Source organism: Micromonospora auratinigra, from assembly GCF_900089595.1.
GTDB lineage: Bacteria > Actinomycetota > Actinomycetes > Mycobacteriales > Micromonosporaceae > Micromonospora > Micromonospora auratinigra.
In genome coordinates this window covers 459144-483070 of record NZ_LT594323.1, presented here as the reverse complement: position 1 = coordinate 483070, position 23927 = coordinate 459144, and the positions used below count along the sequence as shown (strand labels likewise).

Annotated in this window: 7 protein-coding genes; all 7 read right to left on the bottom strand. The window is 69.8% G+C overall.

The genetic code is table 11. The features are described from left to right. Positions 1-118: 118 nt before the first annotated feature. A complete protein-coding gene (locus GA0070611_RS02230) occupies positions 119-1006 on the bottom strand; it encodes a hypothetical protein (RefSeq protein WP_091656449.1) in 888 nt (295 codons plus the stop codon). 172 nt (positions 1007-1178) lie between these two features. Continuing rightward, positions 1179-4712: a DNA polymerase III subunit alpha gene (gene dnaE / locus GA0070611_RS02225; RefSeq protein WP_091656445.1), complete on the bottom strand. Its 3534-nt coding sequence runs from the start codon at positions 4710-4712 to the stop codon at positions 1179-1181. A gap of 310 nt (positions 4713-5022) precedes the next feature. Next, on the bottom strand, positions 5023-5454 hold the full coding sequence (locus GA0070611_RS02220) for an Imm50 family immunity protein (protein ID WP_091656441.1): 432 nt from the start codon (positions 5452-5454) through the stop codon (positions 5023-5025). Between the two features lie 9 nt (positions 5455-5463). After that, positions 5464-12531 (bottom strand): HNH/endonuclease VII fold putative polymorphic toxin, encoded by a 7068-nt coding sequence (locus GA0070611_RS02215; RefSeq protein WP_157740166.1) that lies wholly within the window; start codon positions 12529-12531, stop codon positions 5464-5466. A gap of 219 nt (positions 12532-12750) precedes the next feature. Beyond that, positions 12751-16239 carry a LamG domain-containing protein gene (locus GA0070611_RS02210; protein WP_157740165.1) on the bottom strand — a complete coding sequence of 1163 codons (3489 nt, stop codon included), beginning with the start codon at positions 16237-16239 and terminating at the stop codon, positions 12751-12753. A 224-nt stretch (positions 16240-16463) separates the two neighbouring features. Next, the gene (locus GA0070611_RS02205; RefSeq protein WP_157740164.1) at positions 16464-19931 is read right to left on the bottom strand and encodes a LamG domain-containing protein; all 3468 of its coding nucleotides are present in this window, start codon (positions 19929-19931) and stop codon (positions 16464-16466) included. 216 nt (positions 19932-20147) lie between these two features. Next, a complete protein-coding gene (locus tag GA0070611_RS02200) occupies positions 20148-23672 on the bottom strand; it encodes a LamG domain-containing protein (RefSeq protein ID WP_157740163.1) in 3525 nt (1174 codons plus the stop codon). Positions 23673-23927 lie beyond the last annotated feature (255 nt).

Below are 23927 nucleotides of genomic sequence, written 5' to 3'. Positions count from 1 at the left end.
CGCGGACGCCCACCGAGCGGTTCCGCCACCCCCGCAGCAGTACGTCGCCCACCGGCGGTCGGCCCCGGCCGAGGATTCCCGGGCGGACCGGGGACGGCGCGCCGAGCGGCCCGGCGGCTCAGTCCGGCGCGGGCAGGCCGGCGAGCGCCCGGCCGAGCTCGGCGCGCACCCGGGGCAGCGGCCAGCGGGCCAACTCGGCGAGCGGGTGCCGCTCGCGCAGCCGGCCCACCAGCGCCAGGCCGACCAGGTAGCCGCAGCGCTTCGGCAGGTCACCGGCGTCACGCATCCGGAAGTACGCCGCGTGGCGCGCCTCGTCGGTGGCGGCCAGGTCGGCGTGGACCCGGTCCAGGATCTCCGGCCAGCGGCGGCGGCACTCGTCGCGCCAGGGCCGGTACCCGGTACGGCCGAACCAGAGGTGGTCCTCGGCGGGCCGCCCGGGGTCCAGTTCCGCCGACACCCGGGTGGCCAGTCCCTCGACGAAGAGGGTGTTCGCCACCCCGTGCTCCGGCCAGTCGCGGATGGCGGCGAGCCGGTCGTGCACCACGTGTGCCCCTTCGTGCAGCACGAGCAGCCGGTCGTCTCCGGGCGGGCCGAGTTCCTCGACCGCGAGGAAGAGGGCGTACCGGCCGTCGAGGGTGTCCGCCCAGCCGTTGGCCCGGTGCAGCCCGACCAGCAGCACGCACTCGACCGGCTCGGCCCGGTCCGCCCAGCCGAGTGCGTCGCAGACGGCGGCCACCCCGTCGGGCAGCAGGGCGCGGACCGCGTCGGCGCGGGCGACCAGGTCGTCGGCCCGGTCACGGAGCGCGAGCAGGACGCCGGCGAGATCCTCCGTACCGGGCCACTCCCCGTCCCGGTCCAGCGCCCGGCGGACGTCCTCGTGCCGGCCCAGGTAACGGGTCCGCCACCGCGGCGGCCAGGTCACCGCGGGCGTGCCCGCACACGCGTCCAGACCGGCGAGGAAGTCGGGCACGAGGTCGCGCACCCGCAGCAGCTCGGAGGAGGGCATGGACCGATGGTGCCCCACCACCCAACCGCCCGCCGCCCGCCGCCCGCCGCCCGCCGCCCGCCGCCCGCCTTCGTGATCATGCTCAAACATGGACATGGTGGCCTCGCGACGGACGCGGGCCCGCTACGTCCCGGAGCGAGCGCGATCTCGCTGGGCGGCGGGTGGCCGGTGGTCAGCTCACGTTGGCCGGGCCGAGGACGCTCTTCAGGTCGCCCATCAGCGCGGTGGTGGCGGCCACCCGGAACGGACCGAGCCGCAGCGTGGTGACCTTGCCGCCGTTGAGGAGCTTGACGTGCACCTCGGTGTCGCCGGGGTGCAGCACCAGCGTCTCCTTGAGCCGCTCCACCAGCGGCGGCGTGCAGCGGTGCACCGGGATGGTCAGCGTCACCGGCTTGTTCGCCGGGTTGCTGCTGATGTCCGGCATGGACATGTCCATCGCCATGATGCGCGGGGTGTCGTCGCGGCGGTCCACCCGCCCCTTGACCACCACGATGGCGTCCTCGGCGATGTACTGGCCGATCACCTCGTAGGTGTTGGGGAAGAAGAGCGTCTCCACCCCACCGGCCAGGTCCTCCAGGGTGGCCGAGGCCCAGGCCCGGCCCTGCTTGGTGACCCGGCGCTGCACGCCGGAGAGGATGCCGGCCAGGGTGACCACCGCGCCGTCGGGCACGGTGCCCTCCTCGGACAGCGAGGCGATGGTGCAGTCGGCGGCCGCGCCGAGCACGTGCTCCAGGCCGAAGAGCGGGTGGTCGGACACGTACAGGCCGAGCATCTCGCGTTCGAAGGCGAGCTTGTCGCGCTTGTCCCACTCGCTCTCGCCGATGATCGGCATCACCGTGGTGCTGCCGCCGGTGTCGGCGTCGCCGAAGCCCGCGCCGAAGAGGTCGTACTGGCCGACGGCCTCCTTGCGCTTGACGTCGGCGTACGCGTCGATGGCGTCGGCGTGCACCGCGAGCAGCCCCTTGCGGGAGTGCCCGAGGGAGTCGAAGGCGCCGGCCTTGATCAGCGATTCGATGGTCTTCTTGTTGCAGACCACCGCGTCGACCTTGGACAGGAAGTCGTAGAAGTCGGTGTACTCGCCCTTCTCGTCCCGGCAGCGCATGATCGAGGCGACCACGTTCGCGCCCACGTTGCGCACCGCCGCCAGGCCGAACCGGATGTCCTTGCCGACCGGGGTGAACGGCCCGGCCGAGGTGTTCACGTCCGGCGGCAGGACCTGGATCCGCATCCGGCGGCACTCGGACAGGTAGAGCGCCATCTTGTCCTTGTCGTCACCGACGGAGGTCAGCAGCGCCGCCATGTACTCGGCCGGGAAGTGCGCCTTCAGGTACGCGGTCCAGTACGACACCAGCCCGTACGCGGCGGAGTGCGCCTTGTTGAAGGCGTAGCCGGCGAACGGCACCAGGACGTCCCAGACCGCCTGGATCGCCTCGTCGGAGTAGCCGCGCTCGCGGCAGCCGTCCCGGAACGGGATGAACTCCTTGTCGAGGATCTCCTTCTTCTTCTTGCCCATCGCGCGGCGCAGCAGGTCGGCCTGGCCGAGGGTGTAGCCGGCGAGGATCTGCGCGGCGCGCTGCACCTGCTCCTGGTAGACGATCAGGCCGTGGGTGGGGGCCAGGATCTCCCGCAGCGGCTCCTCCAGCTCCGGGTGGATCGGGGTGATCTCCTGGAGGTTGTTCTTGCGCAGCGCGTAGTTGGTGTGCGAGTCGACGCCCATCGGGCCGGGCCGGTAGAGCGCCAGCACGGCGGAGATGTCCTCGAAGTTGTCCGGCTTCATCAGCCGCAGCAGCGAGCGCATCGGCCCGCCGTCGAGCTGGAACACGCCCAGCGTGTCGCCCCGGGCGAGCAGGTCGTACGCGGCCTTGTCGTCCAGCGGCAGGCCGAGCAGGTCCAGTTCCTGGCCGTGGTTGAGCTGGATGTTCTTGACCGCGTCGTCAATGATCGTCAGATTGCGCAGGCCGAGGAAGTCCATCTTCAGCAGCCCGAGCGACTCGCAGGTCGGGTAGTCGAACTGCGTGATGATCGCCCCGTCGGCGTCCCGGCGCATCAGCGGGATGTGCTCGATGATCGGCTCGGCGGACATGATCACGCCGGCGGCGTGCACGCCGGTCTGCCGGATCAGCCCCTCGATGCCCTTGGCCGTCTCGATGACCTTCTTGACGTCCGGGTCGGTCTCGTAGAGGCCGCGGATCTCGCCCGCCTCGGCGTAGCGCGGGTGCTTCGGGTCGAAGATGCCCGACAGCGGGATGTCCTTGCCCATCACCGCCGGGGGCATCGCCTTGGTGATCCGGTCGCCCACCGCGTACGGGTAGCCGAGCACCCGGGCCGAGTCCTTGATCGCGGCCTTCGCCTTGATCGTGCCGAAGGTGGCGATCTGGGCGACCTTGTCCTCGCCCCACTTGTCGGTGACGTACTTGATCACCTCACCGCGCCGGCGCTCGTCGAAGTCGATGTCGACATCCGGCATCGAGACGCGCTCGGGGTTGAGGAACCGCTCGAAGATCAGCCCGTGCGGGATCGGGTCCAGGTCGGTGATGCCCAGCGCGTACGCGACCAGCGAGCCGGCCGCCGAGCCACGCCCCGGGCCCACCGCGATGCCCTGGCTCTTCGCCCACTGGATGAAGTCGGCGACCACGAGGAAGTACGACGGGAAGCCCATCTGGATGATGACGCCCAGCTCGTACTCGGCCTGGACGACGTGCCCCTCCGGGATGCCGTTCGGGAAGCGGCGCTTGAGCCCGGCGAAGGTCTCCTTGCGGAACCACGACTCCTCGGTCTCCCCCTCGGGGATCGGGAAGCGCGGCATCAGGTTGTGGAAGGTGAACATCCCGGTCGGGTCGACCTTCTCGGCCACCAGCAGGGTGTTACGGCAGCCCTGCTGCCACAGCTCCGAGGAGTCGACCGCCCGCATCTGGTCGGCGGACTTGACGAAGTAGCCGCCGCCCTCGAAGCGGAACCGGTTCGGGTCGGCGACGTTGCTGCCGGTCTGCACGCAGAGCAGCACGTCGTGCGCCTCGGCCTGCGCCTCGTGGGTGTAGTGCGAGTCGTTGGTGACCACCGGCGGAATGTCGAGCTTGCGGGCGATCTCGGTCAGCCCGTCGCGGACCCGGCGCTCGATGTCGAGGCCGTGATCCATGATCTCGAGGAAGTAGTTGTCCTTGCCGAAGATGTCCTGGTAGGCGGCGGCGACCTTGAGCGCCTCGTCGAACTGGCCGAGCCGCAGCCGGGTCTGCACCGCGCCGGACGGGCAGCCGGTGGTGGCCATGATCCCCTCGGCGTGCTCGGCGATCAGCTCCATGTCCATCCGCGGCCACTTGACGTAGTGGCCCTCCATCGAGGCGCGGGAGTTGAGCCGGAACATGTTGTGCAGGCCGGTCCGGTTCGCCGCCCACATGGTCATGTGGGTGATCGCGCCGTTACCGGAGACGTCGTCGCTCTTCTGCTCCGGGCGGCCCCACTTGACCCGCGCCTTGTGGAAGCGCGACTCCGGCGCGACGTACGCCTCGACGCCCAGGATCGGCTTCACCCCGGCGTCCATGGCCTGCTTGTAGAAGTCGTTCGCGCCGTGCATGTTGCCGTGGTCGGTGATCGCCACGGCCGGCATGCCGAGCCGCTTGGCCTCGGCGAAGAGGTCCTTGAGCCGGGCCGCCCCGTCGAGCATCGAGTACTCGGTGTGCACGTGCAGATGCGCGAACGAATCAGCCATGCGTGGCGCCCCCCGGCGGTGTGGATCTTGGTGGTCGGAGCCGACCGGCACCTACCCTACCGAGATCGCCCGGCCGCCTCCATCGCCCGCGCCGAGGGTGGTCAGCGTCTCCCCGACGAGTCCTTCACGCCTCTCGACAGGCCTGCCCCGTGCGGCGCGCCACGTGAGTGAGCAGAGCAGGACACACCCCTGGCCGGACACACCCCTGGCCGGCACTGACGGCGCACATCATGCCCGGGACCCGCCCAGCAGCGCAGGGGGCCGCGTGCCGTCCGCTGGATGCGGACGGCACGCGGCCCCCTGCGCTGACCTATCGGGCGCTTCCCTGCGCAGTTTCAGCGGCTGGCGCCGCACGCCCTCCGTCGATGTAACCCTCGATCCGCGCAATGGTCACCGAATCGGCGCTCGCAGTCACCCGCACTGCCGGGGAAGTGATTAGCAGTGACACCTTCCCGTCGTGCTCGATGTGCACGTCCGCGACCATGTTGACCGACACCCCCTGCAGAGACAGAGCGCTAACCCCGCCGAACAGGAGTTCGACCTGCACGGCGTTGAAGCCACTGCGCCGCCACTTGACCGGCGGGTCGGCCGGAAATGCACGCAGATCGAACCTGATCCTGAGCGTGGGCCCCTCACGGCCGACTGAAATCTCGTGCAGATCGACACCATCAAGGGCAGGTGCCTGCCCATGAAATATCTGTCGCAAACCGTGCGAATTGGTCACCAGATCCAGCCAGCTCATACCCACCTGCTAATACTCGTAATGCTGCGCGGTGCCGGGAACCTTACCAGTGCGGGTATTGCTCCACGGTCGCACGTTCAGATGCGAGCCCTGGTCACCAATTCCTCCCTCTCCGTACTGATGTCCGAACGAGTGATCCTGGATGACCACCCGGTCACCGCCTCCGCGCACATAGATATATTCCCTCGTCATCACCGGACGCCCACGGTCATTCATGATCTGAGTGCCCTCGCGCGTCGTCATCGGCACCGAGCGAACCTCGTCCGGCTGCTGACTCACCGGGATGCCGAGATCCCGCTTCGCTTCCCTGAACGCGGCATTTCTGCTCGGCAGGGTCTTGTGACTGGCCACCTCGTTGCCGCAGTTATGGACCAGCACCGGGGTGTTCCCGACGACCACGAAGTAGGTGTGGATGTTGGAAACAGTGAGGTCCCGCATCGTCTTGCGACCGAGGAAGTTGTCGACCTTGGCCACCGTTGCGATCTCGCCGGTGGAGGTCTTGAGCCATTCCGTCGGCTGAAGGTTGCCCGCATCGATCCACTTCCGGCGGCTCTCGCTCCAGAACGGATGATGCTGGGTGGTGCTGAGCGTGGCAAATTTGCCACCCTTGGTTCGGACGACGAGATCGGTGAGTTCCTCATCCTGGTTGACGTGCAACCGATTCACGCTCTGGGCGCTGACGGCTCCCGTCTCCGGGTCTCGGGCGAGGACCTCGTCGCCGAGGCGCACCTCCTCGATGGGGCGTTTCGTACCGTCCGCCAGCAGGACCGGCGTGGCCGGATCGAAGCTGTGCGTCGGACAACCATCCCGCGACCTTGGGGCGCCACCGGTGTTCTCCCCGCCGGTCTTCCCCTTCGTCGCCGGCGCGGTTTCCTTCGTGGGCGGCTTCGGAGTCTTGGCCGGTGGCGGGTTCTTGGCCGCCTCGCGGAGTTCCTGCTTGAGGGCGTTCATCTCCTTGGCTTCGGCCGCCGGGTTGATCGCCGGGGCCCTACCGAGCGGCACTCGACCCAGAAGAGTCTTGGCTTTCTCACCGACCCAGCCGATGGCCCGCTTGCAGAATGCTTTGATCTTGCAGGCCCAGTCGACGACCGGAAGCGCCGAGACCGTGGAGAGCGTGGCCTCCTTCCAGTTGCCCTCCTTGATGTAGATGCCGGCGTTGATCCCATCGCAAACAGCGCCGAGGCCGGCGATGAACAACCCGCAGCCCTCGAGGAATTCGTGCGCCTTCTGAGAGCCACTCTTCTTCGGAAAGCCGCTGCCGCTGGCGGGACGGGTGTCCTCGCCCTCACCCTTACCGTGCGTGCCTTCGATCATGTTCTGGCAGGCATACCCGCCGAGGTTGTAGTAGTCGCAGAGAGCCAGGCCGGGGGTGGCCGACGGCTGCGTGTACTCGGGGATGATCTCGCCACTGGGGTCGCTGTAGGTGATCGGGTTGTTGGCGGCATACGTGTAGGCTGCCAACTGTTGCGGATTTCCGGGATCGTTGACCGGATCCACGGAGATGAACCGACCGATTGATGGGTCGTACTCCCGGGCGCCAAGGTGCGTCAGGCCGGTGGGATCCTGATAGCCACCCAGAAAACCTTGCTTGTTCGGCCAGGACACCGCGTCGCCGCGTGGCCCGCCGTACGGGGTCTGCCGACGTTGCGTGATCGTCTGGTTGGCGTCCGTGCCGATACTGACCTGCGAGGTGCCCTGGTGGTCACTGGCGAGCCAGGTCAGCCCGGTGACCGTCCGCTGGGCGATAGCCTCGCCGTTGAACGAGTAGTACCGGGTGGCGTCGACCTGCCCGGTGCTCGCGTTCTTCCGCACCTCCTGGTCACCCAGGAACAACGTGCTGCCGGTCGGATCGGTGGCGATGAGCCGGTTGCCGGCGGCGTCGTAGATGTAGGAGTTGCTGCCCTTGCTGTCGGTCAGCGTGGCGAGGTGCCCCTCGACGTCCCAGGTCAGGTTCTGCTGACCGTTGGCACCCGGGCGGGTCTTCATGTTGCCGGCCTCGTCGTAGAGGTACGAGCCGGTGGTGGTGCCGGTGTTGTCGGTCCTGCTCCAACCGTCGAGCCGGTGCGGCTGTGCCGCCCCCGCGTTCGGGTAGGAGTAGGTGGTGGTGACCGTGCCGGTCGGGGTGCCCCGCTCGGTCTGGGTCAGCCGGTTGCCGATCCGTCCCTTCGGGTCGTCCGGCGCGCCGAACGACCACTGCTGCCAGTACGGCGCCGGCCCACCCAGCTCCGCCTCCGTCCGCGGCGCGGTGGCGCAGTCGAAGGAGGCCGGCGTCCAGGCATCGGTGAGCCGGCGCTGGTGGTCGTACGCGAAACACTGGGTGTCCCGCGGGCGGGCTCCGGAGTTGTCGTCGATCTTGAGGATGTTGCCGCTGGCGTCGTAGTCGTAGGACGTGTTCGTGATGTACGACGGGGACGTGGAGCGCAGAGTGGCACTGCTCTTGACCCGGCCGGTGCCGTCGTCGTACCGGTCGGTCGTCTGCACGAACTTCGCCCCGGTCAGGGCTGTCGAACGGGTGAGGGTGCTCAGTTCGAACAGATTCGTGTAGCCGGACTGAATGGCGTAATAACTGGCGTCCCCGTAGTCGGTGGCCAACTTGTCCGCCAGCCCGTACGTGGAGTCGTACTCGTAGGTGAGGATCTCCTGGCTGAGGCCTCCGGCCGCGGGCAGCGTCATGGTATTGGGCGAACCATCGGCCCGGAAGCTGGCCTTGGAAGTGAAGCTGCAGGTCGTGGCACCGATGCCGCAGAAGCCAGCCTGCGAGGGCGGCAGGGTCAGCTTCGTCTGAGTCGGCCGGTACTGCGCATCAACCGTAACGACCTCGGACTTGTACTCGTCGGTCCCGATCCACCGGGAGGCGGACTTGGCCATGCCCTTGACCGGGAGGTCATAGGTGTACTCGATCCGCTTGGCGCCGGTGAGGCTACCTTCGCGCACGGTGAGCAACCGGCCGAGCCGGTCGTAGTTGTACCAGAGATCAGGCGTATCCGGGCGGGAGTCGGTGGTCTTCTCCAGGTCCCCCAGAGCGTTGTACTGGAGCGTCGCGGCACCCCGGTCGGGGTCCGTCGAGGAGACGGGTCGGCCCTGGACGTCGTAGTCGTAGGACCAGGTGTTGCCGGAGGCGTCCTTGACGGTCGCCAGACGTCCCACCGCGTCGTAGGAGTAACTCGTCTCGTCATAGGTTCCCGTGGCGGCGCGCCCGTGGTACTGCCACAGCTTGGCCGTACGGCCCTCGACGTCTGTCCAGATCGTGGTCGCCGCTTCTCCGACAGGCGGCTCCACTGTGATGTGATCACCGTAGTAGGTGGTCGACGTCCGAGCCTTCTCCACCTGCGTGCTCGCTTCGGAGACCAGCAGGAGGGAATGGATCTGACGCCCTGCGGCGTCATAAAGCGTACGGGTCTGACTGGGCACATCCGCGTCGAGGCCCGAGTAGAGAGTCGTACCGGCCGTTCCGCTGTTGTAGTAAGCGGAATTGGCCTTGTAGACCCGGCCACCCGCATCATAGAACGTGTCGGTGAGGATCCGGCCCCCACCGTACGCCGACTCCTGCGTCTGCCTCGGCCGACCCAGTGCATCCAGCAGCGCGTAGGAGGTGTCGTAGCTGCCGTTCGCGTTCAGCGCCTGAGTGGTGACGACCGACGGCACCGTCTTCGACAGGCTGTAGGTGTACATGGTCGACGGACTCGACGGGAAGGTTGCCTTCGACCGGTTCGGCAACCAGACCGACGCGTTGCGACCCATGGCGTCATAGGTGTATTCGGTGACCCGACCATTCGCGTCCGTGTTCTTGACGGGTAGGCCGGACACCGGGTCCATGTCAACCGTCTCGTCCCAGAGAAGCGGGTTGGTCGTCTTGACCTGCGTCACCGGACCGCCGGTGAGAGGCGTGTAGGTGACCTTGGTCTTCTCACCTGCCACGTCGGTGGAGTCCGCCACTCGACCCACCACGTCGTAGGTCAACCTCGATACCTGCTGGTAGGAACGCACACCGCTGGAGAAACTCGTGAGCTTCTCCGTGACGGACAGCAGGCCCTTGGTCGGGGCCGTGCCGTAGGACAGGGAGTCATAGCTGAAGCGGGTGTCACCGGTGATCTGGTCCTCGCTGGTAGGGCTGCCGGCGCAGGTACCTACCCAACCGTTTATCCGTTTGACCGGTGTCAACAGCCAGTTGCCGGTGTTGCGGATGTACTCGGTCTGGGTGCACCGCTCGTCGCCGGTCTTGGTGTCGTCGCCGCTGTCCTCCTCCAACGTCGGCATGCCGTAGCTGTCGAAGGTGGTGGTGGACGCCGTCCGGCGCACCCCGGTGTCCGTGGTGATGCGGGAGCGCGCCACACGCACCCGGGCGTAGCGGGCCTCGGCGACCGGCGTGCCGGCACGGGTGGCCGTCGGCGGGTCGGAGCGCCACATCTCGTTCAGGGTGGCGGACAGGATGGTCGAGCCGAGCCAGTTGACCGTCTCCCGCGGGGAGCCGGCGTAGTGGTCGTAGTCGTTGGTCGCGCCGCCCTCGCGGCCCTGCACCTGCGTGGTGCGGGTGCCACCGGAGGCGAGCTTGTCGCCGTACATGCCGCGGAAGTAGAGGGTTTCGCTCTTGGTCCGCTCGGCGCCTTCACCGTTGTACGTGATGACGGTCGGGTAGCCCCGCCACTGGGACCAGCTACGGCGTTTGTCCGGCGCCAGGCCGGTGTCCTCGTCGTAGTGCCAGAGCGCCTCGTTCTTGGGATTGAGGTAGTCGTAGGCGGTCCGCAGCGGGCGGGCACCACCGAGGTGGTCGATCTGCTGGACTTCCTTCACCACGTACTTGTGGAAGTAGTCGGTGACCGGGTCGGTGTAACCCTGCGGCGTCCACTTCACCGGGTAGCAGCGCAACGTGTTGCTGTCCAGCGCGGTCGAGCTCGGCATGACGCTGCCCGCCACGCACTCGCGCGGGCTGTAGGTCACAAAGATCTCGCCACCGGTCTCCAACCGGATCGAGTTGACCCGCCACCAGTTCATCGCCAGCGCCCAGTCACTGCCGGCGGCGTCGACCCGGTTCTGCATCTGGATGCCGGAGAAGGTCACCTCGGGGGCGGTCACGGTGCCACCGTTCAGGCCGCGGTGGGTGATCCCCTCCAACCAGAGGCCGGCACGGGTGCCGTCACCGGGGTCCGGGAAGCTGTGTCGGAACGTCCACGAGTCTGCGGCCTGGTAGGCCGAGGAGGACGCCTTCCACGCCTTCGTGGTGATCACCGTGGTGCGCTTCGCCGACCAGAAGGTCGGGGAGACGTTCAGGCACGGGTTGGTGGTGGCGAGGCACTCCTGGTCCCAGGGAGTGTCCGGCCAGGTGGTGGCATTCTTCGTGGTGCAGTTCGCCAGGCAGCGGTCGGAGTTGGTGAGCTCCACCCTGCCCGGGGCGTTCTCGATGTACGGGCTGGTGGCCGCGTACTCGTTGTTGTCCCGGTTATCGGTGCCGTAGTCGATCCGGGTCAGGTACGCCGCACGGTCGTACACGACCGGGGTCGCGTAGGTCATGTTCTTGGCGTAGTAGCTGGTTTCCTTCGTCCACCACAGAGACATGGTGTTTCCGTGGACGTCCTGGACGTAGTCGAGGTTCCACCGCCACGCCTGCCGCTTTCCGCCGCACTCGGAGGCGGCGAAGGTGCTGGCGTTGCAGGGCTCGCCCGGGTTGTTGCCGAACACCGGCACGGTGAGCACCGAGTTGGTGGTGGGGCGGCCCGCGGACCAGCCGGGCAGCTGGTGGCGGCCGAACCAGTACTGGGTGCCGTCGGTCGTGGTGACCTTCCAGTACTCGTTGTCGTTGTCACCGTTGCTGTAGGCGGGAGTGGTCAGCAGCTCAACCTTGGACCCGTCCTCCCGGCGCGGATGCCACTTGCCGTCGCTGCCCTTGAGCAACTCCGTCGACGAGCCGTTCAACGAGAGGATGGCGTTCTCCGGCCCCCAGCAGAGGTCCCCGGTCTTGGTCGTGTTGTTCGCCGTGCCGCCCATGTCGTCCGCGCAGGACTTGTACTGCCGCTCGATGAAGCCCGGCGACCAGTCGAAGCCCTCTCCGAACGCACCGGGCTGGTTGTTGGTGGCCGCCTGCCGGCCGTCCACCGCCTGCGAGGAGTAGCCGAGGCCCAACGACGGCGACGGCCCGCCCGGCCCCGGCGGCGTCCGCATCGGATACGACCACTGAAAACCGCCCGTGGCGCCGCCGTGGCTCCACGACGAGGACGGTGCCAGGCTCGACGCGGTGAAGTCGCCCGCGCCACCGGACGGACCGCTGGTCGCGGCGAGCAGCGTGCCGGTCAGCGCCGCGGTGCGGCCCAGGTCCAGCCGCTTCGCGTCGGTCGGCGACAGTGCCTCGCGGATCGGCGCGGCCGAGACCGGGGCCGTCAGGGTGCGGGTACGCACGTTGTTGCGCGAGTTCAGCGGGACCGGCTGGCAGCCCGGCGCGCCCGGCGTGGTGAGGGCACACTCGGGCACCCGGACCAGCCGCAGCCGCGAGGACCAGTCGGCGCCGTAGGCCGAGGCGAAGGCGGCGTAGTCGACGCCGACCTCTACCTGCCCGGCCGAGGTCGCGCCGTCGGTGCGGCCGACCCGCACCAGCAGGCCGTTGACACCGGCGGCGGTGGCGCGTTCCTTCGCCAGCACCTCGACGCGTACCGTGCCGGGACTGGCCGCCGCCGCGCGGGCACCCGCCGCGACCGGGCGGACGGTGACCGGGAGGGTGCCGGCGCGTACCGCCGCGGTGGTGGCCGCCCGCGCGCCCGCGGCGGCGGTCGGGAGGGTGACCTCGGCGGTGCCGGCCGCCGGCCACACCGGCGCGGGACGGCGGACCTTGGCCGCCGCCGCTTCCGGCTCGGGTCCGGGCTTGGTGGCCTTCACCGGCGTGACGGGTACGGACTCGTAGCGTTGCGCCTCGAGACGCGTCGCCTGGGCGCGCTGCTGCGCCTGGGCGGGCACCTGTCCGCCGATCGTGCTCGCGAGCACCGCGAGCAGACCGGCGGCGAGGACCTTGCGGCCCCCGTGCCGGATGGTGTCGAACGCCGGTACGTGCCGCCTGCGGCGGCGCGACCGGCCTGTGCTGACTGTTCTCATCGATCCCTCTCGGATGGGGGGTGGGCACCGCACGTGGATCGGGCGGTGCGAGCCGGCGGGCCTGGTGCCCCACTGTCGTGACACCACGGCCCGTCCGTGTTCGAGAAGGTCGTCGGGACGTGCCACCGCTGGGCGCACGCCGACGACCTGGGCCGGGACTCGGACCGGCGGGGACACGGGTTTCCCGGGGGCACCGGCGAGCGGTGCCCCCGGGACCGGTCAGGCCGAGGCCTCGGCGGCGACCTCCGCGTCGCTGAGGGCGCCCTGCCAGAGCTGGACCTGGTCGACCGTGCCGCCGTCGAGGTGGTAGCCGACCAGCGACCGACCCACCCGCAGAGCGGACGAGGCCTGCCAGCCGACGGTGTCGGGGCGCACACCCTGACGCTGACCGTTGACGTAGAGCCGCAGCTCACGGCTCGTCGAGTCGTACACGGCGGCGATGTGTGTCCAGGTGTTGAGCTGGGCAGTGCTCGTCGACATCACCCACTGCCAGTTGGTCGTGCCGACGTCAACGGTGGGCATCGTGATGCACCATCTGCTCGATGCGCCGTCGAGCATCAGGTAGAAGGCGGACCGCCCGCTGCCGTCCTGTGCGACCACGGTCTGATCCCCGTACGTGGTCAGCCTGACCCAGGCCGACGCGGTGAAGGACTGGTCGGTCCGCAGCACCGGACCATCGGTGTCGGCGGAACCGGGCGCACCGTTGATGACCAGCCCGTCACCGAAGTCGTAGCCGTCGGTGGTCGGGTCGGCCGTCGGCGAAGCGGTCAGCGCCAGTGAGTGCCGGTAGTCCGACAGGTCGTTCTCCAGGCGGTGATCGGCGTCGAAGTCGCTCATGTCCCATTCGGCCGTCGACACCGGCTTCATCAGCGGCTGAAGGTCCTTGTCCACGTCGAGCACCCGGTCCCAGAGTCGGACCTCACCGATCGCGCCGTTCCAGTGCCCGAGAGGGGCACCCGCCCAGCGCTCCCGGCCCAGCGTGACCAGACCCGCGTTGAAGGTCCGGGGGACGGTCGCGGAGCTGACCTCCTTGCCGTTGACGTAGAGCCGCATCTTCCCGTCGGCCTGGTCGTAGCTGCCGGCGACCAGGGTCCACTGGCCCTTCACGGCGGCCGGCCCGAAGGCGTGGGTGTAGGCGGTGGTGTCCGAGTCCTGTTCGAGCACCGTGAAGACCCACCGGTTGTCGCTGTACTTGCGGAGCATGAACGAGTCGTTGCGCGCCCCGGTCGCCCCGGCGATCATCATCAGGCCGTCGGCGTCCGGCCGGACCCAGGCCGCCACCGAGTAGCTGCGGCTGGTGTCGAGCCCCACCCCGGTCGCCAGGGCGTAGTCGTCGACGCCGTCGAACTTGACCGCCTGGTCCTTGCCCTTGATCCGGTGCGTGCCGAGGATCCGGCCGTCCTGCCAGACCGGGCCGTTCACGAGATTCGCGACGGGGGCGCCGGCGACCGCGTTGGCGAGAGTCGTGCTGACCCCGCCGTCGTCCATCGCCCAGTGCGACTTCAGCGGCGAGTGGTTGTCGACCAGGAAGAGGTAGTCCTTCGCCTCGGAGGAGTTGCCGGCCTGGTCACGGCTGCGGACGGAGAGCACATTCTCTCCGATGCGGTTCGGGGTGACCCAGACCATGGCGGAGCCCGACGTGTCGGCCCTGGCGTAGGCGACCGGGCCGCCGTTGATCTGGTAGCTGTAGTCGTACACGTCGGAGGAGCCGTTGGCGGCGAAGGCGAACCGGCCGCTGTAGCCGGGCGAACCCTGCATGTTCTGGTTGGCCGGCGACTCCAGGTAGAGGCCGTCGGCGCTGCTCACCGCGGGCCTCGTGGCGGGGGCGGTGTTGTCCACGATGAACTCGCACCAGGTCGACCAGTCGGACGCGCCGCCGAGCGTGTCCGTGGTCTGCACCTGCCACCGGAACCGGCCGCCGGTGACGGCGGTCGGGAAGCGCAGTTCGGCCTTCGCGCCGGGGGCGACCCCGGAGACCGTCTTCGGCCAGCCGGTCACCGGCACGAAGCCCATGATGGCGGGCTTCGTCCCGTTCTCCTGCGGAATGAGCTGCATCTTCTCCAGCGCGAAGGTGCCGGCCAGCGTGCCGCCGTTGCTGCCGTCCGGATCGGTCAGGGTGGCCTTCAGCCACGGGGTGTCGGAGCGGACCGCCGGGGCGGACGAGCCGGTGACACAGGCCTGCGCCGGTGCGGTGTAGTCCGCGTGGGTGGCGAGCTGCGCCGCCGTGGACGTGTTCGGCGGGGTGTTGTACTCCACCGAGAGCTTCGTCAGCGCAGGGTCGAACTTCTTCCACCAGGTGCTGGTCGACTCGGAGGTGCCGTCGGCCTGCCGGTTGGAGAGCACGAGCGTGTAGTTGCCGTCACCGCGGTTGTTGCGGACGTCGGTCCCGAGGTTGTCGCTGGAGAACTCCAGCGGCTTGTCCGGCTGGGGATCGTCCGAGCAGGTCGATCCGGTCGAGGGCTTGTGCGCGTGGCCGGACCTTTCCTCCAACCACAGCTGGAAGGCCGGGCCGCTCCACGTCTGCTTCCCGGAGGCCGGCAGGTCGGCGGTGCGCCACAGGTTGACCGGCGTCGAGGTGCAGGCCCAGGAGTGGGTCATCTCGGTGAGGAACTTCGCCGACCGGACCGTCTTCGTCGCCAGCGTGGAGAGGCTGAACCGGAAGTACGACCGGAACGTGCCGCCGCCGGAGGGGTCGAGTCCCACCCGCGCGACCCCGTCGTCCCGGGTGACGTTCTGCGAGCTGGCATACCCCCAGTTGGTCTTGCCGATCGTCGTCCACGGGTCGATCACCACCGGGTAGCTGGTGTGCGCACCGCGCAGCAGTTGCGGATCCGGTCGGATCACCAGGTCGTCGCCGCGTAGCGTGGTCGACAGCTCCGCCTTGCGGGCCCGATCGGGTGCGGATCGCACGACCTGAGTTCGCTCCTCGGCACCGGACGCGCGGCTGCCGGCCGTCGGCGCGGGCAGCCCCGAGGAGTCCCACATCAGGGCGCTGCCGGCCGAGGCGAGGGTACGGCCGGCACCGTCCACCACCTCGAAGCCGCCCGCCGCCCGGGCCCGTCGGGTGACCGTGCCGGCGGTGTGCAGGCCGAACCGCAGCTCGTCGAGCTCGGGGTTTGCCGCGGCCTCCGCGGACGTCACGACCAGCACCCAGGTGAAGCCGTCGCTCAACGCCCGCAGCCGCAGGTCCACGCCCGGCAGTACCGACTCGTAGATCGCCGAGTCGCCCTCCAGCCGCGGCCTCGGAAGCACCCCCGGCCAGGTCAGTGACACCTCACCCCCGGTGACCGGCAGACGTACCGCCGGGGCGCTGCCGCCGCCGGAGAAGGACACGTCCGCCAGCGTGGCGGCCGGTTCGACCGAGCCGTCGGCGTTTCTCCGCAGGGTCGGGTCGATCTGCCGCCACCCGTCCTGCTTCCTGGTCCAGCGGGGAGACGCGTACGTCTCCAGGACCAGCGTGCCGCGCGGCGTCGCCAGCACCCGGCTGCGTTCGGTCTTCAACCGCGTGGCCTCCACCGGCCTGCCCAGCCGGTCGGCTGCGGCAAGGGCGTCGGTCTCGCCGAGACCGTCGGCACCCGGGGCGGCGGTCAACGCCGGGGCGGGGGCGGCGGCAGCGGGGGCGGCCAGCACACCGGCGGCGGCGAGCGCGGCTGCGGTGAGCGCCACGGTGAGCCGTCCGGCGGGTGCACGGAGACGGGGACGACGCATGCGGACCTCCGGTCCTGGGGTCGAGAGAAGCCCGATCCGGTGCGAGTGCGTCCGGCCGGGTTGTTCGGAAGTTCGTGTGTGCGGTGGGGGGCTCCGCCGCCGGCGTCGGTCCGGTAGGAGCCGAGCCGGATGTAACGAGGTGGGATCAGGGCGCGGGCCGGTGTCGGGGAGGTCGTCGGGACGGGCCACCTGGCTACCCGTCCCGACGACCATCGGTGACCGGCTCAGGCGCCCGCGAAGACCGCCTGGATCTCCGGGCCGCTCAGCGCGCCCTGCCAGATCCGGACCCGGTCGATGTCACCGTTGAACCAGTCCGTCGCGACACCGCTCCACTTGCCGCGCCCCACCGTGAGCGCTCCGTTGGCCTGCCACGGGGCCGGGTTGATGCTCTTCGCCGAGAACGCGCCGTTGATGTAGAGGCTGATCTCCCCCGCCACCACGTCGTGCACGGCGGTGAGGTGCACCCAGGTGTTCATCGCGCAGGTGCCGCCCACGGCGTACCGGCCCGAGCTGGAGGTCGAGTCGGAGGACCGGGTCATGATCGACCACTTGATGCCGTTGGCGTCGTTACGGCAGGCGACGTAGAACCCGGAGGCGCTCGTCCCGTCCTGGGCGAGGACGGTCCGGGCACCCGTGCCGCCGTTCCAGCGCACCCACGCCGAGACCGTGTACGACTGGTCGGTGCGCAGCACCGGCGCGCTGGTCTGGGCGGAGCCGGAGACGCCGTCGAAGTGCAGGCCGGCGGAGTCGTAGCCGTCGGCCCAGTCGACCGAACCCGCCGCGCTCAGGGTCAGCGGCCGCTGGTACTTGGAGATGTCCCCCTCCTGCCGCAGGTCGTAGTTGAAGTCCTCCATGTCCCAGCCACCGACGAGGACCGGCTCGACGATCGGCTGCAGGTCGAGGTCGGGGTCGACCACCCGGTCCCAGACCCGCACCTCGCTGATCGCGCCGTTGAAGTGACCGGTGTAGGTGCCGTTCTTGGCACCGGCGATGATCATCGGGCCGGTGGAGGCCCACATGGCGACGGAGGTGTTCCCGACGCCCTTGCGGACCCCGTTGACGTAGATGCTCAGCTTGCTGGCCGCCCCCGCGTCGTACACGCCGGTGAGGTGGGTCCAGACACCGACCTGGACGGGGTCGGTGGAGCAGGCCGGCGTGCTGGTCACCGTGCCGTTCACCACGTCGGAGGCGTAGCTGGTGAAGCACCACTGGCCCTTGGACGCGTAGTACTGCAGCTCGAACGGGCTCTTGTTGGTGCCCGGCTGGGACACCACCACCCCGTTCGGGGTGGCGTCGGCGCGCACCCAGGCCGAGACGGAGAAGCTGCGCGTGGTGTCGACCACCGACGTGGCGGTGGTGGCCCGGTTGTCGCTGCCGCTGAACTTGACCGCCCAGTCCTTGCCGTTGGTCTTATGGGTGCCGAGCACCCGCGAGTCGGCCCAGGTGCCACCGCCGGTCAGGGTCGCCGACGGACCGCCTGCGATCTTGTTGGTGAAGGTGGTGCCGCTACCCTCGTCGATCGCCCAGTGCGCCTTCGGGGCCGAGGCGCCGTCGACGAGGAACACGTAGTCGTACGGCTCCGTGGCGTTGCCCGCCTGGTCCCGGGAGCGCACGGTCAGGACGTTCTCACCGATCGAGTTCGGGGTCACCCAGACGGTCGCCGAGCCGCCCAGCGTGGCCGCCTTCACCGTCAGCTGCGGACCACCGTCGAGCTGGTAGACGTAGTCGTACACGTCGGCGGCGCCGTTGGCGGAGAGGGTGAACTTGCCGGAGTAGCCGATCGAGCCGTGCACGTCCTGGTTGGTGCCCAACGGCGGGGACTCCAGGTAGAGCCCGTCGGCCGGGGTGACCTTCGGCGTCGCGGCGGGCGCCGAGTAGTCGACGTAGAACTCGCACCACGGGGACGCCAGCGAGGCGCCGCCGAGGGTGTCCTTGGTCTGCACCTGCCAGCGGTAGGTGTCCCCGTTGGTGGTCTTGGTGGTGAGCTGCACCTCCGCCTTCGCGCCGGGCGCGACACCCGAGTCGGTCTTCGGCCAGCCGGACACCGTGGTCCACGCCCCACTGACCAGCTTCTGCAGGCTGAACGTGCCGGACAGCGAACCACCGTTGCTGCCGTCCGGGTCGGTCAGCGTCGCCTTGAACCACGGGTAGTCCGACCGGACCATCGGCCGGGACGTACCGGTCACACACGCCTGCGCGGCCGAGGTGTAGTTCGCGTGCGTCGTCAGCTGCGCGGCGGTCGGGGTGTTGGGGTTGGTGTTGTACTCGATCGACAGCTTCGTCAGCGACGCGTCGAACTTCTTCCACCAGCTGCTGGTCGACTCGGAGCTGCCGTCCGACTGCCGGGTGAGCAGGCCGAGGGTGTAGATGCTCTGTCCACGGTTGTTGGTGATGTCGGTCTTCAGGTTGGCGCTGGAGAACTCCATCGGCATGTCCGGCTGCGGGTCGTCCGAGCAGCCCGCCCCGGTGGACGGCTTGTGCGCGTGCCCGGAGCGTTCCTCCAGCCAGAGCTGGAGGCTCGGCCCACCCCACGCCTGCTTGCCGGTCGTGGTCAGGTCGGCGGTGCGCCACAGGTTGACCGGCGTCGAGGTGCACGCCCAGGAGTGCGTCATCTCGGTCAGGAACTTCGCCGACCGGATCGTCTTGCCCGAGAGGCTGGTCAGGCTGAAGGAGAAGTACGACCGGAAGACGCCGTCCCCCGACGGGTCGAGGCCGGCGCGCGGGATGCCGTCGTCCCGCGTCGAGTTGGTGGAGTTGGTGTAGCCCCACCGCAGCTTGTTGATCGTGGTCCAGGGGTCGATGACCACCGGGTAGCTGGTGTCGCTGCCGCGCAGCAGCGCCAGGTCCGGGCGGATCACCAGGTCGTCGCCGCGCACCGCGGTGGACAGCTCCGCCTTGCGGGCCAGGTCCGGCGCGCCCCGGACCACGTCGTGCTTCGCCTGGTCGGCGAAGGCGGTGAGCGCTCGGCTCCGGGCCGCCACGCTCGGCGTGGTGAGGCCGGACGAGTCCCACATCAGGGCGCTACCGGCGGTGGCCACCGGCGTGCCGGTGCCGTCGACGACCTCGAAGCCACCACCGGCCCGGGCCCGCCTGGTCACCGCGCCGCTCGTGCCCAGGCCGAACCGCAGCTCGTCCAGCGCCGGGTTCGCCGCCGCCTGGGCGGACTTCACGACGAGGACCCAGGTGAACCCGTCGGTCAACGCCCGCAGCCGCAGGTCCACATCGGGCAGCACCGACTCGTACACCGCCGAGTCGCCGTCGATCCGGGGCGCCGGCAGCGTGCCCGGCCAGGACAGCGACACCTCGCCACCCGGCACCGGCAGCCGCACCGCCGGGGCGGTGCCGCCTGCCGAGAAGGACAGGTCGGCCAGCGTGGCGATCGGCGCGACGCTACCGTCCGCGTTCTTCTGCAGCCGGGTGTCGATGGGGCGCCAGTCCTGGGTGGTGCGGTCCCGGGTCCAGCGCGGCACCGCGTACGACTCCAGCACCAGCCCGCCCCGCGGGGTGGCGAGAACGCGGGAGTTCTCGGTCTTGAGGCTGGTCGCCTCGACCGGGGTGCCCATCCGCTTCGCCGCGGCCAGGGCGTCGGCCTCGCTGAGCTGAGCGGGAGCAGGGCTGCTCGGGGTCGCAGCGGGGGCAGCGCCGACCGCCTGAGGTACGGCGAGGGCACTGAGGGCGGCCAGGGTGGTCACGGTGAATGCGGATCCGACGAGTCGCCATCGCGCGGTCCTCGTCGTCGGGGAGTGTGGCAAGGTGGCCTCTCATTCAGGGGACAAAGGGGTACCTGAGCAGGCCGGAGGAGCGCAGCTCGTCCGGTGGTCATGGCAGCGACCAGCGCTGTCGGTGAAGTCGGGCCGGATCCGTCCGGCGGATGGGGGTGGGTACGGGGCTGCGGAGTCCGGTCCGCCTCACGCCTCGGCGAAGACTGCCGCCACGTCGGCTGCGGTGAGTGCGCCCTGCCAGGCCCGCACCCGGTCGATGGTGCCGGCCCCCAGGTCGCGAGGGCTGGTGTACCACTTGGAACGGCCGATGCTGAAGACGCTGTTCGCCTGCCAGGCCGCCTGGACCGGCGCGCTGCTGACGAAGGCGCCGTCCACGTAGAGCGAGACCCGTCCGGCGGCCGCGTCGTGGACGGCTGCGATGTGCGTCCACCTGTCCAGCTGACAGGTGTTTCCGCTGGCCATGGCGTTCGGCCCCGCCGTCGAGTCGGCCGGTGCCATGATCACTGCCCAGACCGAGGGAGAGCCGATCCGGCAGCCGAGCATGAAGTTGGAGACGACGTTGCCCTCCTGCGCCACCGTGGTACGGGCCACGGGATCGCCGCCGGTGTACCGGACCCAAGCGGAGACGGTGAAGGACTGGTCGGTGCGCAGCACCGGAGCGGCCGTCTCCGCGAAGCCGGCCTTGCCGTCCATGCCGAGGCCGGTGGAGTAGTTGTAGCCCGCGGGGTCCCACCAGGTGGCCAGGCCGGACGGGGCCGTCGAGGCAGTGTCCGCCAGGGTCGCGGGGCGCTGGTAGCCGGACTCGTCCGAGACCTGCCGGGGCGCCTCGTCGTCCACGTCCTCCATCTCCCACTGACCGACCAGGGTCGGCTGGGCCAGGGGCGCCAGGTCGAGGTCGGGGTCGATCGCCCGGTCCCAGACGCGTACGTCGTCGATGTCACCGTTGAAGTAGTTGTAGTAGCTGCCGAGCCAGTGCTCCCGGCCGATCTGCAGCTTCGGGTTGCCGGCCGGCATCCACGAGCTGGCGACATCCGCCGTGCCGGAGAGCTTGCCGTCGACATAGACCCGGGCCTTCTTGTCACCGGCGTCCCACGACGCGGCCAGGTGGACCCACACGTTGGCCTTCGCCACGCCGGCGGAGCGGGCGCGGACGGTGGTCGGAGAGCCGTCCTTGGAGTACATGTTGAACGCCCACTGGCCGGTGTCCGGGCCGTACTCAAGGTCGAATGGCGCGTTGGCCGTCGCACCGTTCTGGCAGACGACCGCCGCCCACTTCGCGGTGCTGGCCAGGCGTACCCAGGCCGCCACGGTGAAGCTGCGGGAGGTGTCGAGAACGGCACCGGTGGTCTCCGCGAAGTCGTCGGTGCCGTCGAACCCGACCGCCCAGTCCTTGCCGGTGTTCTTGTGGACGCCCAGGATCCGGGATTCACGCCAGCCGGCCCCGTTGGCGAGGGTGGCGCTCGGGCCGCCGGCCAGCGTGGCGGCGAGGGTCGTGCCGGTGCCCTCGTTCATCGACCAGGCGGCCTTCGGCGCGCTCGCCGTGTCGACGAGGAAGACGTACTCGTACGGCTCGGAGCGGTTCCCGCTCTGGTCGCGGCTGCGGACGGTCAACACGTTCTCGCCGATCGAGTCGGGGGTGACCCAGACGGTGACGGAGCCGCCGAGCGAGGGGGCCCTGGCCACCATCTCGGTGCCGCCCTGCACCTGGTAGACGTAGTCGTAGACGTCGCCGGCGCCGTTCGCGGAGAAGGTGAACCGGCCGGAGTAACCGGGTGAGCCGTGCACGTCCTGGTTGGTGCCGCGCGGCGGCGATTCCAGGTAGAGCCCGTCGGCGGCGGTGACCGCCGGCCGGTAGGCCGGTGGCGAGTAGTCCACGGAGAACTCGCACCACGTCGACCAGTCGGACGATCCGCCCAGGGTGTCCCTGGTCTGCACCTGCCACCGGTAGATCTCACCGTTGACGGTCTTGGTGACCAGCTGCACCTCGGCCTTCGCCCCGGGGGCCACCCCGGAGTCGGTCCGCGGCCACCCGCTCACCGCCGTCCAGACACCGTTGACCTGCTTCTGCAGGCTGAACGTGCCCGACAGCGAACCGCCGTTGCTGCCGTCCGGGTCGGTCAACGTCGCCTTCAACCACGGGTAGTCCGACCGGACCGCCGGCCGCAAGGAGCCGGTGACGCACCCCTGCGCCGGCGCGGTGTAACCCGCGTACGTCGACAACTGGGAGGCCGTCGCGGTGTACGGGTCCGTGTTGTACTCGATCGACAGCTTGGTCATCGCCGGGTCGAACTTCTTCCACAGGTTGTCCGTCGCTTCCGACGAACCATCGGACCTGCGGGTGGTCAGCACCAGGGTGTAGTTGCTGTCGCCCCGGAACGACGTGACATCGTTCTTGAGGTTGGCGCCGGAGAACTCCATCGGCATGTCCGGCTGCGGGTCGTTCGTGCAGCCCGCGCCACCGGACGGCTTGTGCGCGTGCCCGGAGCGCTCCTCGAGCCAGAGCTGGAGACCGGGCCCGCTCCAGTTCTGCCGCCCCGCGGTGGTCAGATCGGCGGTCCGCCACAGGTTCACCGTCGACGAGTCGCACGACCACGAGTGGGTCATCTCGGTCAGGAACTTCGCCGACCGGATCGTCTTGTCACGCAGGGAAGAGAGGCTGAACGCGAAGAACGACCGGTAGATCCCCGAGCCGTCCGGGCTGTCTCCCACCCGCGCCACGCCGTCGTCCCGGCTCGCGTTCGTCGAACCGGCATAGCCCCACCGGAGCTTCCCGAGCGTCGTCCACGGATCGATCACGACCGGGTAGACGGTCCGGGCGCCGCGGAGCAGCGCCAGGTCCGGACGGATCACCAGCTCGTCGCCGCGCAGCCCGGCCGGCAGCTCGGCCTTGCGGGCGAGGTCGGGCGCGGACCGTACGGCCTCGCGCCGCTCCTGCGCGGCGAACGCCTCGGTCCTGGCCGATCGGCCGGACGTCAGCCCGGACGAGTCCCACATGAGCGCGCTGCCGGCCGAGAGGACCACTCGGCCGGACCCGTCCAGCACCTCGAACCCGCCGCCGGCGCGCACCCGCCGGGTGAGCCCGTCGGTCACGATGCCGAACCGCACCGTCTCCAGGGCGGGGTCGGCCGCCGCCTCGACCGACTTCACCACCAGAACCCAGCCGAAGCCGTCCGCCAGCGCACGCATCCGCAGGTCGACGCCCGGCAGCACGGACTCGTAGACGGCGGTGTCGCCCTCCAGCCGTGGCGCCGGCAGCGGACCCGGCCAGGAGAGGGTCACCTCGCCGCCGCCCACCGGCAGCCGCACGGCGGGGGCCGCGCCGCCCGGTGAGAACGAGATGTCGGCCAGCGCGGCGACCGGAGCGATGCCGTGTGCCGTGGACCGCAGCGTGGTGTCGATCTGCCGCCACGCGCCGTCGGCACCCTTCGTCCAGCGGGGCGCGGCGTACGACTCCAGCAGCAGCGACCCCTGCGGGGTGGCGAGCACCCGCGAGGACTCGGTCCTGGCGTTCCTGACCTCGACCGGCCGCCCGAGTCGTTGGGCGGCCGCCATGGCTTCGGCCTCGGCCTCCGTGTCGGTGACGGTCGGCGCGGAGCCTCGGGTGGCGGCGGCGCCGGGCGTACCGGCGAGTCCTCCCCCGAGCAGTGTCAATGCAAGTACGGCGGCGGTCACCCGACTTCGGGCATGCGCCAACACGAAACGACGTCTCACGCCGTCCTCCCCCGTGTATGAAGTGGCCTGAAGGTAGGGACCAACCACGCGTGGTGTCAATCAACCGACGGTCGGTGACTTTGCGTCATCGACAACTGCGCCCGCGATCAGGCCGAACGCGGCTGTCGCAAACGGAGAGTCATCGTTCGCATAGGCCTTTCCGCCGGAGTTCGCAGGGGCGCGCATCATCGGCGAGTCGACCGGCCGCCGCGTGACACCACGGTGACCGACGCCGGGGGGCGACACCATCGCGCT